The sequence below is a fragment of the Ruegeria hyattellae genome (assembly GCF_041537925.1).
Lineage (GTDB): Bacteria > Pseudomonadota > Alphaproteobacteria > Rhodobacterales > Rhodobacteraceae > Ruegeria_C.
The window spans coordinates 1-14,674 of sequence record NZ_JBGOSH010000025.1 but is presented as its reverse complement, the minus strand read 5'-3'; the positions used below and the strand labels follow the sequence as shown (position 1 = coordinate 14,674).

Below are 14,674 nucleotides of genomic sequence, written 5' to 3'. Positions count from 1 at the left end.
GGCCATGCGCGCCGATCATGCGTTATTGTTGTTGGACGCCATGCCGGATGCCAGGCGCAGCTTTGCAGGAAAACGCGCGTATTGCCGACGCGGCCCACATCGCCATTCGCGATGCCCTGCGCGATGGCATTACCGAGCGCGAGCTGGTCAAGGTCGCAAAGGTGCGTTTCGAAGCAGATGGCGCGCGCTTTGCCTTCGGAATTGTGGGAGCTGGCGTGCATTCGGCGTTCCCGCATCATCTATCGAGTGACACGCCGGTGCGCACCGGAGATGCGATCGTTGTCGACATCGGGGGCAAGAAAGACGGTTACTTCTCGGACATCACACGTATGTCCTGCCTTGGGCACCCACCCGAAGGGTACCAAGAAGTTCACGACCTTGTTGATGCTGCGACAAAGGCTGCGTTGGCCGCCATTCGGCCCGGTGTCAATGCGCGCATGATCGACAAGGCCGCCCGCGATGTCATCGACGCGGCTGGGTATGGAGCGTTCTTTACGCACCGCACAGGTCATGGGCTTGGGTCTGAAATACATGAACCCCCCTACCTGACCGGCAACAACGATTTGGTACTTGAGGAAGGCATGGTTTTTACGGTTGAGCCGGGTGTCTATCTGCCAGGTCAGTTTGGTGTTCGGTTAGAAGAAGTTGCGGTTGTAACGGGTGGTGGTTGCCGCATACTGTCGACCCTGTCGCGAGACCTGTTAATAGCATGAGGCCCTCCTCAACTGGGTTTACCCGGTCGCTACCGTTCGCACGGCCATTGTCGTAGGGCGGTTCTCTCGCATCGAACGCAACTGACTAAGACCCCGCGAAGAGGTGGATTTACTTGCCTCATGCTAGAGTACTGCGCTGCCCGCGAATGGCAACAATGCGGGCTGCTACCGCAGCATTTCAGTTTTCTGTTCAATGCCGCCTAAGGGCCGTGCATAGCATCGATGCGGAGACAAAATACATCCGTGCTCGCCCCCGATTGTGTCTTCTGCTTGATCAAATCAGAAGACCTGCTCTAGCATTAAGCTATCATGGCTATTGGTCTTCTCCTTGATATATCGGGCGTACTTTATAACGGCACACAAGTGATTTCTGGTGCCAAGGAAGCAGTGGTTCGGTGCAGAGCGAATGAAATCCCGATTCGCTTTCTTACAAACACCACTCGCAGACCCAAGCGTCTAATCGTCGAGAGGCTTAATCACTTCGGCTTCGCGGTCGAAACAAACGAAGTCATTACGCCTTCTCAGGCCACGTGTGATTGGTTGAATGAAAATGGGTACTCGCCACATCTTTTGGAGCACCCAGATTTGACTGAAGATTTCGACAGCGTCGTTTCGGGAAATCCCATCGCTGTGGTGGTAGGTGATGCAGGGCCGTTCTTTGACTTCGAAAACCTAAATGCAGCGTTTCGCGATCTTAACCAAGGTGCCCCGTTCTTGGCGCTTGCAGCGAACCGCGTATTTCGTGATGTCGACGGAGAGCTTAGTCTTGATGCCGGAGCTTTCGTCCATGGCCTTGAGTATGCGGCCCAAGTTGAAGCTCAGGTCTTGGGAAAGCCGTCAACAACGTTTTTCCGCGCTGCTGCAGACAGTATGAAACTGCCGCTTGCGGAGGTCATTATGATAGGCGATGACGCGGAAAACGACATCGCTGGCGCGCTGAAAGCAGGAGCTGGCAAGACCATCCTGGTGCGCACCGGAAAGTATCGCGCTGGCGAGGAAAAGCGGTATAGCCCACCACCATCCTTTGTGGCGGATGACATTTCCGAAGCAGTTGACTTGGCCATGCAGATGATTGCGCAATAATGGGCGAAACCTGGTGCCCTAAGGGACTGAAATGGCTGAGTGTTTCTTGAAGGGCACGAAATGCGCCGCATCGGCAACTTCGGAAGTTAAGATAAGCTATTTTGTTCAATCAGATCTTTCGGACGACATCTTTCCAATACTGCTCCCGAAGTCTTGGCTTGAAGATCTTTCCAGTGTCTTCACGGGGCAAGGCCTCGTGGAAGTCCACGATCCGTGGGTGTTTTAAACGCGCCAATTTGCCATCCAGGAATGCTAGAACTTCCGCCACGTCCGGGAGCCAGCCCGCAGTGGGTTCGATGGCTGCCACAACCTGTTCCCCAAATTCAGGGTCAGGCGCGCCGAAGACCGCCACATCATAGATGAACGGCGCACGCATCAGCACGCCCTCGATCTCGGCGGGGAAAATGTTGACCCCACCCGAGATGATCATGTCCTTCTTGCGATCTGTGATGAACAGGTAGCCCTCTTCATCGACGCGTCCCAGGTCACCGACCGAGTAATGCCCGTGTTTCTCGACATTCGCGCGCGCGTCCGGGTCGTTGGAATAGTCAAAGCCTCCGAACGCATCCATGCGGACATAGATTTCGCCGACCTCTCCGGTCGGAAGCTTTTTTCCGTCCGGACCCAATATCATGATCGAGGCGTCCATTTGCATCCGCCCTGCCGTTCCCGGTCTGGCGAGCGCCTCAGAGGACGACACCATGGTCATGAACCCAATTTCGGTCGCGCCATAGCTTTCCCAGAAGACGGGTCCCCACCAGTCGATCATGGCAACCTTCAGGTCATGAGCCCACGGAGATCCTGTCGACACTGCGAATTTCACAGATGACAAATCGTATTTTTCGCGCAAGCTTTCGGGCAATTTCAACAACCGACTCATCATGGTTGGAACCAAATAAACGTGGGTCACTTTCTCTGCTTCAATCGTGGCCAGAAAGTCCTCTGGGTCAAAATTAGGAGCCAATACGGTCGACACGCCGGGGGCGACCAAGGCCGCGTTTGTGAGCGTTGACGGGGCGGAGTGATAAATCGGTGCCGCCGTAAAGAACCGTGCGCCCAGCTCCAGCTGAAGCATCTCTGAGCCGACCCGTTGCAAGACATCCTCAAAGTTCTTGCGCTTTCCGGGTTGAAGGCGCCGGACACCCTTTGGTTTGCCGGTCGAGCCGGACGTGTAGCGCAGGAGGGGGCGCATCGGGGCGCGCTGTCCTATTGGGGTCTGCGCCTCCAACAGGGTGCTCCATTCCGGGAACTCTGCACTGCCGCGGGCTACACTTGGATCAATGTTGAAGGCCTCGCAAAGCGCAAGGCCAGGACGTACACCAACGACATGGCGGCCCGTTAAGGCCGGGCGCAGAGCCTCGATGAAGTCACGATGAACGATCACGAATTCCGCGCCGCTATCGTCGCAAATATCAGTGACCTCTTCGACGGCTGCGTGCCAGTTCAACGCGACGATCACTGTTCCGGCCAGAGCCGCCGCGCGTATGATCTCCAGGTGGGTCAAATCGTTTCGCATAATGATTGCCACGGGCACGTCTTCCCCTGCGCCCATCGCTCTCAATGCGGCTGCCCCTCGCGCTGCGCGGTCCTCAAAATCGGAGCGCCCAATGCGCTGGGAAAAATCTGCAACGAAGGTTTCGTTTGTGTGCGTATGATCGGCCATTGACGTTCTCAGGATGCTGAGATCTTCAAGATACTCCATTGCCCAAGCGAAGTCTCCTATCGAGCAAGCTGCGCGCCACCTGAGCCGCCGGGCAAAGCGACAAAATAGCCACTCGTTGATTGAGCTCGAGCGGCTGCTTCTTCGCTATGTGTGAGTTGATCAGACCCGGAGCTTTGCAGCCGCAGCGAATGTCTCCTATGACGGGCCGCGTCGCAGCGTTGAAAGCTTCATTCAGTGACCGGTTTGGGCCGCAATCGACCCGTGAGTACGCACTGTCTCGAAGGCGTGGTTGACTGGGCATCTTTTCGAGTTCAGAGTTAAATTCCTTCCGAAAAGGTTGTCCCTGCCCAAAGTTCACTGATTGCGTCGTGGCTGTGCAAGCTCTCCTCATGGCAAGTATACACTTTGAAATCCCCAATTCTTTCGTCGGCTTCCAACTGCCCTGCAAACAGCCGCGCAGCATCTTCGACAAAGATGGGATTGGCTGCATTCAATTCCGCGAACGCTTGCTCGTCTTCTCGCTTTACCATCGTCTGGGTCTCAGTAGGGACAGCCATTCGACAGTGATCTATGACATCTTCAAAACAGAGGGAGTTATTCAGGACCTCAATCGATATTATGGCCTTGGATCGCTGCGAATGGGGGGTTGCCAGTTGGTTTCTTGTCATACGTGCGTGTTCACTAAGTTCGAGTGAGCAAGGGCAGGTCGAAGAATACACATATTCCACATGCCAAGTTCGCACTATTTTATCATCTTGAAGAATGTGTTCCATGGCAATGGCGTAGTATTGGTAACCCTGTATTCCGGATCTTAGCGAAGGCTTTAACTCCGGATAGGAGAAGCTGAGTTTGATTTGCGCACCAGTGCTCTCCAGATCATGCTTGTAGGCAGCAACAACGTCATCGAGCATTTCGAGTGACACAAGATGGTCCGATTTCTTGTAGAAACTGCGCATTATTCGGCTCATGTTGATGCCTTTTTTGTTTGCCTCAAGCGAAACCGCGCCGGAAACAGACACTTCGATTCTTACCAGTTCATCTGAGCGTGTGCGGAAATTCATTGGCAGCCTAAAGTTAGAGATGCCTACTTTTTGAATTTTTCGGCGCGCACCTTTGATCAGACTGGCCGGTCCGTTTTGTAAATCCGGTAGGCTGGCTCGATACAAATCACTTGGTTCAAAATCGTCAGAGTAGCTTCTTTTGAAAATCGGGTAGGCACCATAGTCACTCGATTGAGTATCAATCATTTCAGACACTCTTTTTTTTCTTAGCCATTTTCCCTCGCAGCTCACCACACAAGTCGTATGTTAGATGCACCATACCTCAGAAACGTTACAAAGCAGTTCCAGAAACAATGGAAAGTAGGTTGAATCTGACATCAACTTTCGAGTTCTGACTCGGTGATCCACGGCGAGCCGATGGATCGGCTGTCTTATATCTGTGTATATTCAGGATACCTGAGAGGGACTTCAAGTCTTGCGTTAGGAGTTGGTCAAATGAGCCAATGCAACATCTTACTTTGCTTGTGCCGCGATGATTGCCTTAATCAGATCTTCCGGTACGTCTCCGACATTCAGTTTGGAAAACGGCACGTCTTGTTGTGACGCGGCAAGCTCGATCGCAGCCTTGTATTCGGCCAAGTAGATACGGCATTCGCGACAAAGACGGAGGTGCAGATCAAATACAAACTTCTGACGCTTGGGCAGTGTGCCTTCAAGATAGTCCATGATGAATTTTTCGAATGTGGCGCAGTCAATCATCAGCGGCAAACGAAACATGATTGCAGCCAACGGACGCGTGGTCGCTTCTGGGGCATCGCGTTTCACAGCAATTTGTCCTTTACCAATGGTTCCAAGAGCTTCTTTAGTGCGGCTCTGGCCCGATGCAATCTGACTTTCACATTCGCTTCGCTTATCCCAAGAAAGTCGCTGGCTTCCTTTGTTGTCAGTCCTTCGATGTCTCGCAGGCACAGAACGATACGGTAGTCGTCGGGCAAATCCATGATAGCTGACCTGATTGTTTGATGCGTCTGGGCATTCGCAAGCAACATTTCAGGTGTTTCAGTGGGTTCCTGACCATACTCAATTCTGCACCCCGCCGTGTCAAATACGGGAAGAAGATCTTCGATGGGATCTTCTTGCAACCGCTTGATTTTGCGGAGCGCCATCAGCGCTTCGTTTATGACGATTCTGTGCATCCATGATTTGATGTCAGATCGCTCTTCGAAGTCACCGATCTTTGCAAATATTTTGGAAAAGGCGGTCTGGACAGCATCCTCCGCATGCCCGCGATCCTGAAGGATGCGATAGGAAACGGCGAGCATCCAATCCGTGTGTGCCCGCACGAAAACGGAAACATCCGACAGGCCAAACTTACCTGCGATTTCGCTATCCGCCCTCACTTTGTTCATACCTGCTGCCTTGATTATGCAGAACCAAACTTTGACCAATTCCCACGCAGTTACCCAACACAGGTTACTGATCTGAAAATAGCAAGATGCAACTTTCTTAAGCTAAAATTCGGGACAAGTGTAACCAACCTGTTGTGATACGCATCTAACTCATCGTTGCCTGCAGTGTTTACGCAACGAGGTGAGGACAAGTTGGATACATGACAGGCTTTCTGATTATCTGTGTCTCGACGGCTGTATTTGCGATGATTGCCCAGAGGCTTTCGCTCACAAGCGTAACCGCGCCTATGGTCTTCCTTGCGATTGGCTTTGTGCTGTCCGTGTCGGGACTGGTATCTGAGCATCAAGGTCATACCCTGCTACATCCGGTGGCAGAAGTTACGCTGGTCGTTCTTCTTTTTCTGGACGCTGCGCAGACTGATCTGGTGGCCTTGCGCAAACGCCATATCTGGCCAACGCGCATGTTACTTGTCGGATTGCCTGTCTCTATCGTGCTGGGGGCAGCTGCGGGGTTGCTGCTGCTACCAACCTGGCCCTTTGTTGCCGTTGCCTTGCTGGCTGCGGTCCTCGCTCCCACAGATGCTGCACTGGGTCAGGCCGTTGTGACAAACCCAAATGTACCGATCCGACCCAGGCGGGCCCTTACGGTCGAAAGTGGCCTGAATGATGGGCTTGCTTTACCGGTTATCTTGTTTTTCGCCAGTCTGACCGCCGCTGAAACAAGTGTGGATGGAGGGGCGTGGCTGGTATTCGGCCTCAAGCAAATAGTGTTGGGCCCAATTGTTGGCATGATAGTTGGCGCACTCGGTGGCTGGATGCTTCTGCGCGCAAAGGCCCTGAACACTACTGCGGAAATATATGAAGGCGTTGGGGCTCTTGCGATGGCGGGTACGGCCTACCTTGCCGCGGTCCAAATCGGTGGAAACGGGTTCATTGCCGCCTTCGTAGCTGGATTGACCCTTGGCGGCTTGATCAAAGGTGCCTGCAAATTTGTCTACGAATTCACAGAAAGCGAAGGGCAACTGTTGGCGTGGGGTTCATTCCTTTTGCTGGGGGCCGCACTCGTTCCCGAAGCCATCGCGCATTTGAGCTGGTCGATGCTGGCAGTTATTCTGGTCAGCCTGTTTGTGGTCAGACCTTTGGCCATATGGGTTTCACTGTTGGGCACTGATGCATCCCCGCTTACGCGCTTATTCTTTGGCTGGTTTGGACCGCGAGGCTTGGCTACCGCGCTATTTGCCTTGCTTATCGTTGACCAGATACCTGACGTGTTTGGCGACCAGATTCTCCATACAGCGATTAATGCTGTTTGGATCAGCGCTGTGTTGCACGGGATCACGGCTGCCCCCGCCGCACGGTGGTACGGCGGCAAGATCACTGAACTCGGTGCCACAGCCGAAACGCAAGATATTCAAGACAGCGCCAAACCCATCATCACAAGTCGCCACCAACAGTAGGAAGCAAAATGCGAAAAACCGTCATCTACAAATCGAGCGAACTGGCTGACCGCAAACCTGAATACGCCTTGGTCGGCGAGGTTGATTTGGTTGTTGTTCGTTTTGACGAGGAAATTTCGGTGTTCTACGGGCGCTGTCTGCATCGTGGGGCACTCATGGCTGACGGGCATGTTCGCGGGAAGGATTTGATTTGTGGCGTACATAATTGGGACTACCGATTGGACACTGGTGTATCCGCCTACGCCAACGAAGAAAAACTGCCGAAATTTACCTCTTGGGTGGAGGGCGATGACATTTGCGTGGATGCAGATGAGATCGACGATTGGGCGAAAGACAACCCCCAACCCTTTAACAGAAAGGCCTACCTTGGTCTGTATGCGGACACCAGCCATGGCACTGAGGAAGAGCCCTACAACGATCTGATACGTCAATATGCGCGCAGTGGCCTCAAAAAAACTGGCCACCATGGCGCCGTTGCTTCGATGGGGGTACCGCGTGGTGAATTGCCAGATTGGGATGACATCCAACTTGTCACGGCCCAATTGGCCAAGCCACCGCTATTAGACGATGATGACGTTGGAACCGAGGTTGTCATCGGCCCAAATGCCCAAAAACCACTTACTCTTAAAATCCCCCTATTTGTCTCTGATATGTCATTCGGGGCCTTGTCTGAAACCGCCAAAGTGGCGCTGGCAACCGGCGCTGAATTGTCTGGCACCGGCATCTGTTCTGGTGAGGGCGGCATGCTTCCTGAAGAGCAGGCGGCAAACAGTCGATACTTTTACGAGTTGGCCTCGGGCCGTTTTGGTTTCGACTGGGACAAGTTGGACCGTGTCCAGGCTTTTCATTTCAAAGGCGGGCAGGGGGCCAAGACCGGCACCGGAGGACATCTTCCGGGAAACAAAGTCCAAGGTAAAATTGCCCAGGTTCGCGGCTTGGAACCCGGAACATCGGCCATTTCTCCTCCGCGGTTTCCAGATTGGACCGAGGTCAAGCAAATCAAAGACTTCGCAGATGAGGTGCGGGATCGGACAGGTGGAATCCCCATTGGATATAAATTGAGTGCACAACACATTGAAAAGGACATCGACGCGGCTTTGGCCGTGGGTGTGGACTACATCATTCTCGACGGTCGAGGCGGTGGTACGGGCGCAGCGCCGATCATATTCCGCGACAACATTTCGGTGCCCACGATCCCGGCCCTTGCGCGGGCACGCGCGCATTTGGATCGGCTGGACCGCAGCGATGTAACTTTAGTAATTACCGGCGGCCTTCGGAAACCTGCCGATTTCATCAAAGCGATGGCACTGGGCGCCGATGCGATCGCGGTGTCAAATTCGGCCATGCAAGCAATCGGGTGTTTGGCGATGCGCGCATGTCACACGAACAATTGTCCTGTCGGCATCGCAACCCAAAAGCCCCACCTGGTGAGCCGCTTGCAGGTTGACCGCTCCGCCTTGCAGTTGGCGAATTTTTTCGACGCTTCAGTTGAGTTGATGCAAGTTATGGCCCGGGCATGTGGCCATGATCATCTGTCAAAGTTCAACGTAGACGATCTGGTTACCTGGAAGAAAGATATGGCAGATCTATCCGGGGTCAGCTTCGGAGGCCTTTCTTGAACGCGGCAGAAGCGATTTTCATGGCGGTGCGTGTGTGGGCCTATATCGGCGCCTCTGTCGCAGCCGTGTTTCTAACCTTCGGTATCGACCGGGTCGACGAAGACGCGCGCGGAGCTTACTTGTTTCGCCCCCTTTTGATCCCAGGCATTCTGGTAATCTGGCCGTTGGTATTGTGGCGCTGGTACCGATACGAAACAGGCACCGACGTCTGGTCAGCCCGTTACCACCCCCCTCTCAAAAGCCATCTGACTGTGGGCTTCATGCTGCCTGTTGCCATTGCCCTGATCATCGGGACGGGCCTGTTTGTGCGTCAGACATGGCCCGCAGATTTTGAGCCCATTCAGATATCAGCGCCTCAAGAGGTATCGCAGTGAGTGTCAAGTACATCCCTGTTCAATGGAACAACAACAAATGGATCTACGATGGCGTCATGCTGGCAGGGGTGGGTCTGTTCCTGTACATTTTCTTGTATGCCTCGCCCGGCTTGTTGGGTTATGAGCCGCCGATCAATCGTCAGGTATTCAACGCCCGGGCATTTGGCGCGTGCGCCTTCACAATGCTGACGGTGATTTTGTGTATCGGTCCACTTGCGCGTCTGGACCGCAGGTTTTTGCCATTGCTTTATAATCGCCGGCATTTTGGCGTGATGACCGTCTTTGTGGCTTTGACCCACGCGTCCTACATCATTGACTGGTACTTTGCGTTCTCGAACTCCAACAAATACGAAGCCTTGCTGTTTTCGAACACCTCATATGGGCAACTGGTCGGATTCCCCTTTGAGTTTTTTGGTGTCTTTGCCCTGACGGTTCTTATTGTTCTGTCCGCAACCAGCCACGATTTCTGGATGAAATTCCTATCTCCGCCAGTATGGAAACGCATTCATTACCTGATCTATCCCGCTTACCTTTCAGTTGTGGCACATGTCAGTTTGGGCATCATGCAGGACCAAAAACATCAAGGATTTATCGTCCTTTTCCTTGTCGGTGCCGCCGGCGTCGGCATTCTTCATCTTCTGGCAGCCTTGAAAGAACGTGCGCGAGACCAGGAAACCATCGGTGAAGGTACTGACTGGGTAAACGTCGCAGACAAGTCCGACTTTCAGGATGGCTTCGCAAAAATCAAACTGCTGCCAAATGGTGACCGTGTTGCCGTCTATTTGATGGAAGGAAAACTCAGCGCGATATCCAATGCCTGCGCACATCAGAACGGACCGCTGGGCGAGGGCAGGGTCATCAAATGCCTCGTGACCTGCCCATGGCACGGATTTCAATATGACGTTCGAAACGGGCGTTCACCTGCGCCATTCACCGAAAAAGTGCCGACCTACAATCTGCGGGTGAAGGGACAAATGGTACAGGTCGATCCTGATGCCAATCCCCCAGGCACGCCTGTCGATCCTGTGGCAGTTTAGGCGGAGTTACGTGAGATGAAGGACAAAACTCCCCCGTTTTTCGTTGGGTATCTGCCAGTTCCCAAAAAGCTCCGACACTGGCTGATAAGCGTGTGCGCACTGTTCATGGCCGCGATGGCCGGAGTCGGAATGACAATGGGCCTGTCGCAGGATGATCCCGGACCGGGTGCGTTCCGGTTTGACTATGGTCGACAGACGGTGACCGGCGTTATTGAATTGACCCCATATCCTTTGGTGCGCGTTACCGAAGGGAATGACCGTATCAAACCGGGCACAACCCTGATGTTGTCGGGACAGGGAAAGTCCAGCGTTGATCGGCGCGCGATCCCTTTAGAGGGCAAGCTTGCGCAGGTTTCTGGCGTGGTATTGCAGCGTGGTGACCTTAACATGCTGCAGCTACGCGGTGGACAGAACGGATTGTCGGCGGTTGAAGGCACAGCAACTGAACAAGGCATCGAACCGCTGGGGCGGTGGCAGTTGGCCGGTGAAATCTGCGACGGGAAATGCCTTGCTGGTGCGATGCACCCGGGCACCGGTCTTGCCCATAAGGCCTGCGCCAACCTATGTCTGATCGGCGGGGTGCCCCCGGTTTTTGTATCTTCAAATCCCGTCGATGGATCCGAGTTCCTACTGGTTACAGGACCAGATGGAACTTTGCTACCCGAGTCCTTCTATGACGTTGTTGGAGAGTACATCACGATTGAGGGCGACATTGAGCGCCGTGGCGATCTGCTTGTATTCCGTGCGGACCCGGCCTCTGTGGAGGCGGTGAAGTGATGCGAAAGCCCTTCTTTCTCGCCGTCACCGCAATCCTCACGGCCGTCTTGGTCTATCTATCCCGACTTTGGTTTCTGTCGCTTTGGCCCCGGCCCGGGCTACTGGGAATAGAGGCGTTGCGGCCGCAGGGCGGGCTTTTGGGACGATGGCTGCGTGGAACCGAGGCCGCGCCGTTTGAACTTATTATCTGGGCCGTCGGATGTTTTCTGGTGCTGACCCTGGCACAGAAACTGTACGACCGCCTCACACCTAAACCCGATGCAGGAGACGACCATGGCTGAAGAAAATTTGGATTGGATCTGTGTGGGGCACATAAGAGATTTGCCCGAAGGGCGTGTCAAGACGGTGACGGCGCGCACCACGTCTATTTGTCTCGTGCATTTCGATGGGCAATGGGCTGCAATGAACAATCATTGCCCCCATCAGCGTGGTCCCCTGGGTGAAGGCTCTATCGAAAAAGGCGTTGATGACCAATGCTGGATCCGTTGCCCGTGGCACGGTTGGGATTTTGATCCGCTAACCGGCAAGCCACCGGGAGGACACGAAGACACCGGGCAGCAAATGTATCCCGTGGACATTCGCGATGGCGAAATCTTCGTTGGAATTGAACCGGAACCACCGCATGAGTGCACGGTGACGGATGTCATAGTCGAAACACTGACCAACTGGGGTCTGAAATCCGTTTTTGGTATGGTCGGTCACTCAAATCTTGGTCTGTCTGACGCGATCCGTTTAGCGGTAGTGGACGGCAGGTTGAAGTATTACGGCATCCGTCATGAGGGTGCTGCGGCCTTTGCTGCGTCAGCTTACGGAAAGCTGACCGGACGCCCGGCGGCGTGTCTGACGATCGCGGGGCCTGGGGCGACAAATCTCATGACAGGCTTGTGGGACGCCAAGGTTGATCGCGCTCCAATTCTGGCACTGACCGGACAGGTTCAAACCCAGGTCATGGGACCGGGCGCATTTCAAGACATTGACCTTCGGTCTGCGTTTCAAGCGGTATCTGCGTTTTCGCAGCCAGTATTGAGCAGTTCAAACCATGCAGAGCTGGCTTCGCTTGCTTGTAAGACAGCTCTGGTCGAACAGAATGTTTCACATCTGATTTTCCCTGATGACGTTCAGACGGTCCCATCAGACCAAGTAGCTGGCTCACCTGAGGGTCGCGTTACCCAGGCGGCCATTCGTCCGGCGCAAAGCGATCTGGATAAAGCGGCCGATATGATCGAAAACGCGAAAAGAACGGTCATTGTGGTAGGGTACGGCGCATTTGATGTAAGAGACCAGGTGGCTGACCTGGCTGAGCGATTGGGCGCACCGGTCTTAACCACGTTCAAAGCCAAAGGCCTCGTTCCGGACGATCATCCCAACGCGGGTGGGGTCCTGGGGCGATCAGGGACTCCAATTGCCAGTTGGTTCATGAACGAGGCGGATTTGATTATCGCTTTGGGCGCAAGTTTTTCGAACCATACCGGAATCGAGAAGGGCAAAGTAATCATTCAGGTCGATTATGATCGCATGCAACTGGGCAAGTTCCATCCCGTGGTGTTGCCGGTCTGGGGTGAAGTTGGTGCATTTTGCGAGGCACTTGATGTGGTGTCGGCTCGAAACGCCGACGCTGCTGATCAGATTACTGAACTGGCCGAACGCTGGAAGATCTGGCGGGCAGAGAAGCAAACGCGTCTTACCGAAGACCTCGGCAAGGGCATTCACTCCTTTACGGTCTTCGAGGCGCTGGGAAAACTTGTACCTGATGATACGATCTTTGCGGTCGATGTGGGAAACAACACCTATTCCTTCGGCCGTTACCTGGAAACAAAGGGCACGCAGCACGTGCTGATGTCTGGTTACCTGGGGTCCATCGGGTTTGGGTTCCCCGCCGGAATGGGGGCCTGGGCTGCGACACAAGACATTGAATGTTTGCGTGGGCGAAAGGTTGTGTCAATTTCCGGAGATGGCGGGTTCGGACAATATCCGATGGATTTCACCACAGCCGTGAAATACGGCATGGATGTCACGCATATCCTGTTGCACAACGGCGAGCTTGGTAAGATCTCTAAAGAGCAGCGTTCCGGCGAATGGCCGGTATGGGAGACTGAGCTGCACAATCCGTCCTTTGCTGCCTTTGCCCGCCTCTGCGGCGGACACGGTGTCAAGGTCACGGACCCGGCTGAGATTGAGGCGGCCATCAAACAGGCTCTCGACGTCAACGGCCCGGCATTGGTTGAGATCATGACAGATGCAGAGCTCGTCTAAGCAAACCAGGGGCTTCAACTCATGATTGGTGCGCTGACAGTGCTGTTTCTTCTGGCGGTAACTTTGGCCATCGTTCGCGTAGCCGGGGTTGCACTGCGCCTGACCGGGTTGCCCCAACCCGTGGCCCGGTTCCAGGCTATTTCTGCGCTAACGGGAACTGGTTTTACAACGTCAGAGGCCGAGGGCACGATGCACCATCCGGTGCGGCGGCGCGTCTTAACGCTACTGATGTTCACAGGGCATCTTGGGATCGTCTCGCTCGCTTCAACGGTTATTCTTACGGTGGCTTCGATCGAAGACAGATTGGGCGTTGTATTGCAAGTTTTTGCATTGGTAGCTTCTGTTGTCGCGATTGTTGTGCTGGCTTCCAGTAAATGGCTCGACATCGTTATGTGCGACTGGGTCGCGCGTCTTATGTTGCGGATAGGTTGGATGAAGAATCTGCCCTACGAGATTTTGTACGAAGCTCCAGATGGCCGCCAGCTGTGTGAGCACGTTGTACAAAAGAACTTAGGGCTCGATCCGGAGCTATTGATCGTTTCGCACAATGGTGTGGCTGTACGGCAGACGGATGCCCCGAAGTTGGAAGCCGGTGACAAAGTGCTCGCCTATGCTCGACCGGCGGCTCATGCTCATTGGTCACATGCAAAGTCCCTGTTATCGGAACACTTGGACTGAGAGCATCAAAGACTGTCATTTTTGGCCTGATGATGGGTCTCTCTGAGTGCAGCGATGATCGGGTTTTGCGTACGCAACGAATGGCTGGAAAGCTGGCGCAATTACGGCATCTGCAATGAGCCTCAAGTGCCCGGTTAACTTTTGAAGATGGTACCGGCTTTGTTGCACAAGTCGGGTTGAGTTCGGATCTCCCCTGAGACCGGACGGATTTAGCCTACGGTCGGTGTCTTTGGAATGCCAAGTGTCGTGAAGGCGTTGAGGATCGCGGCGCGGATTTGGATTTCCGCGACCTGTCGATCGAAGTCACGCGCGGAAAGGCGTTGACCCAGCAGTTTCCCACAATGCATCTTTGTTTCGACGCGGCTTCGGCGATGATATCCGGTGATTTGCCGCCACAATGCGCGACCGAGGTACTTTGAAGATCGAACAGCTTCGTTTCGTGCCCTGGCTCCGGGTGTGTCAGATGCCCGTCATCCAATGAATTGGTCCGATTGAGCTGACAGCATTCAGGTTAGTCTGGCTCATGGATTGTGATCTTACGCGGCGCGCCCGAGATTGAGCAAGCGTCGCAGTTTAAGAGTTCTTTGCTTGATAGTTTTCCTTTCTTTCA

Annotated in this window: 13 protein-coding genes and 2 pseudogenes; 10 read left to right on the top strand and 5 right to left on the bottom strand. The window is 54.1% G+C overall.

Features of this window, described 5'->3' with window-relative positions; all coding sequences use genetic code 11:
- Positions 1-47: 47 nt before the first annotated feature.
- Entirely contained in the window at positions 48-713 is a 666-nt protein-coding gene (locus AB1E33_RS28385; RefSeq protein ID WP_372580585.1) for a M24 family metallopeptidase, read from the top strand.
- A gap of 309 nt (positions 714-1,022) precedes the next feature.
- Entirely contained in the window at positions 1,023-1,796 is a 774-nt protein-coding gene (locus tag AB1E33_RS28380; RefSeq protein ID WP_372580584.1) for a TIGR01458 family HAD-type hydrolase, read from the top strand.
- A gap of 109 nt (positions 1,797-1,905) precedes the next feature.
- On the opposite strand, the gene AB1E33_RS28375 is transcribed toward AB1E33_RS28380, so the two are convergent.
- The 4 genes and pseudogenes from AB1E33_RS28375 to AB1E33_RS28360 all read right to left on the bottom strand — a co-directional run bounded on the left by AB1E33_RS28375 (position 1,906) and on the right by AB1E33_RS28360 (position 5,869).
- Positions 1,906-3,459: an AMP-binding protein gene (locus AB1E33_RS28375; RefSeq protein ID WP_372580583.1), complete on the bottom strand. Its 1,554-nt coding sequence runs from the start codon at positions 3,457-3,459 to the stop codon at positions 1,906-1,908.
- Positions 3,460-3,776: 317 nt separating this feature from the next.
- A pseudogene (gene folE2, locus AB1E33_RS28370) lies at positions 3,777-4,673 on the bottom strand (GTP cyclohydrolase FolE2); the annotation flags it as partial.
- 300 nt (positions 4,674-4,973) lie between these two features.
- Positions 4,974-5,285: an anti-sigma factor family protein gene (locus AB1E33_RS28365; protein ID WP_372580582.1), complete on the bottom strand. Its 312-nt coding sequence runs from the start codon at positions 5,283-5,285 to the stop codon at positions 4,974-4,976.
- Positions 5,282-5,869 (bottom strand): RNA polymerase sigma factor, encoded by a 588-nt coding sequence (locus AB1E33_RS28360; RefSeq protein WP_372580581.1) that lies wholly within the window; start codon positions 5,867-5,869, stop codon positions 5,282-5,284. Before AB1E33_RS28360 ends, AB1E33_RS28365 begins: the two co-directional genes overlap by 4 nt.
- 200 nt (positions 5,870-6,069) lie before the next feature.
- Between AB1E33_RS28360 and AB1E33_RS28355 the strand changes: the two genes are divergently transcribed.
- The 8 genes from AB1E33_RS28355 to AB1E33_RS28320 are packed head-to-tail and all read left to right on the top strand — an operon-like array spanning position 6,070 to position 14,064.
- The gene (locus AB1E33_RS28355) at positions 6,070-7,326 is read left to right on the top strand and encodes a cation:proton antiporter (RefSeq protein WP_372580580.1); all 1,257 of its coding nucleotides are present in this window, start codon (positions 6,070-6,072) and stop codon (positions 7,324-7,326) included.
- Positions 7,327-7,334: 8 nt separating this feature from the next.
- Positions 7,335-8,945, top strand: a complete 1,611-nt coding sequence (locus AB1E33_RS28350) for a glutamate synthase-related protein (RefSeq protein WP_372580579.1) — start codon at positions 7,335-7,337, stop codon at positions 8,943-8,945.
- Entirely contained in the window at positions 8,942-9,319 is a 378-nt protein-coding gene (locus tag AB1E33_RS28345; RefSeq protein WP_372580578.1) for a hypothetical protein, read from the top strand. The genes AB1E33_RS28350 and AB1E33_RS28345 overlap by 4 nt, the downstream gene beginning before the upstream one ends.
- Positions 9,316-10,356 carry a Rieske 2Fe-2S domain-containing protein gene (locus AB1E33_RS28340; protein WP_372580577.1) on the top strand — a complete coding sequence of 347 codons (1,041 nt, stop codon included), beginning with the start codon at positions 9,316-9,318 and terminating at the stop codon, positions 10,354-10,356. Before AB1E33_RS28345 ends, AB1E33_RS28340 begins: the two co-directional genes overlap by 4 nt.
- Positions 10,357-10,371: 15 nt before the next feature.
- Complete coding sequence (locus AB1E33_RS28335; RefSeq protein WP_372580576.1) at positions 10,372-11,133, top strand: hypothetical protein; 762 nt, start codon at positions 10,372-10,374, stop codon at positions 11,131-11,133.
- Positions 11,133-11,414 (top strand): hypothetical protein, encoded by a 282-nt coding sequence (locus tag AB1E33_RS28330; RefSeq protein ID WP_372580575.1) that lies wholly within the window; start codon positions 11,133-11,135, stop codon positions 11,412-11,414. The genes AB1E33_RS28335 and AB1E33_RS28330 overlap by 1 nt, the downstream gene beginning before the upstream one ends.
- A complete protein-coding gene (locus AB1E33_RS28325; RefSeq protein WP_372580574.1) occupies positions 11,407-13,386 on the top strand; it encodes a thiamine pyrophosphate-dependent enzyme in 1,980 nt (659 codons plus the stop codon). The genes AB1E33_RS28330 and AB1E33_RS28325 overlap by 8 nt, the downstream gene beginning before the upstream one ends.
- A 21-nt stretch (positions 13,387-13,407) precedes the next feature.
- Positions 13,408-14,064, top strand: coding sequence for a hypothetical protein (locus tag AB1E33_RS28320; RefSeq protein WP_372580573.1), 657 nt, complete (start codon positions 13,408-13,410; stop codon positions 14,062-14,064).
- A 209-nt stretch (positions 14,065-14,273) separates the two neighbouring features.
- Here the strand turns inward: AB1E33_RS28320 and AB1E33_RS28315 are convergent.
- Positions 14,274-14,522, bottom strand: a pseudogene (locus tag AB1E33_RS28315) (IS5/IS1182 family transposase); the annotation flags it as partial.
- Positions 14,523-14,674 lie beyond the last annotated feature (152 nt).

What these genes read in the sequence shown, in the direction of transcription:
- AB1E33_RS28385 (WP_372580585.1), top strand. Translation starts at nt 48, where the DNA reads ATGCCAGGCGCAGCTTTGCAGGAAAACGCGCGTATTGCCGACGCGGCC.
- AB1E33_RS28380 (WP_372580584.1), top strand. Translation starts at nt 1,023, where the DNA reads ATGGCTATTGGTCTTCTCCTTGATATATCGGGCGTACTTTATAACGGC.
- AB1E33_RS28375 (WP_372580583.1), bottom strand. Translation starts at nt 3,459, where the DNA reads ATGGCCGATCATACGCACACAAACGAAACCTTCGTTGCAGATTTTTCC.
- AB1E33_RS28360 (WP_372580581.1), bottom strand. Translation starts at nt 5,869, where the DNA reads ATGAACAAAGTGAGGGCGGATAGCGAAATCGCAGGTAAGTTTGGCCTG.
- AB1E33_RS28355 (WP_372580580.1), top strand. Translation starts at nt 6,070, where the DNA reads ATGACAGGCTTTCTGATTATCTGTGTCTCGACGGCTGTATTTGCGATG.
- AB1E33_RS28350 (WP_372580579.1), top strand. Translation starts at nt 7,335, where the DNA reads ATGCGAAAAACCGTCATCTACAAATCGAGCGAACTGGCTGACCGCAAA.
- AB1E33_RS28335 (WP_372580576.1), top strand. Translation starts at nt 10,372, where the DNA reads ATGAAGGACAAAACTCCCCCGTTTTTCGTTGGGTATCTGCCAGTTCCC.
- AB1E33_RS28330 (WP_372580575.1), top strand. Translation starts at nt 11,133, where the DNA reads ATGCGAAAGCCCTTCTTTCTCGCCGTCACCGCAATCCTCACGGCCGTC.
- AB1E33_RS28325 (WP_372580574.1), top strand. Translation starts at nt 11,407, where the DNA reads ATGGCTGAAGAAAATTTGGATTGGATCTGTGTGGGGCACATAAGAGAT.
- AB1E33_RS28320 (WP_372580573.1), top strand. Translation starts at nt 13,408, where the DNA reads ATGATTGGTGCGCTGACAGTGCTGTTTCTTCTGGCGGTAACTTTGGCC.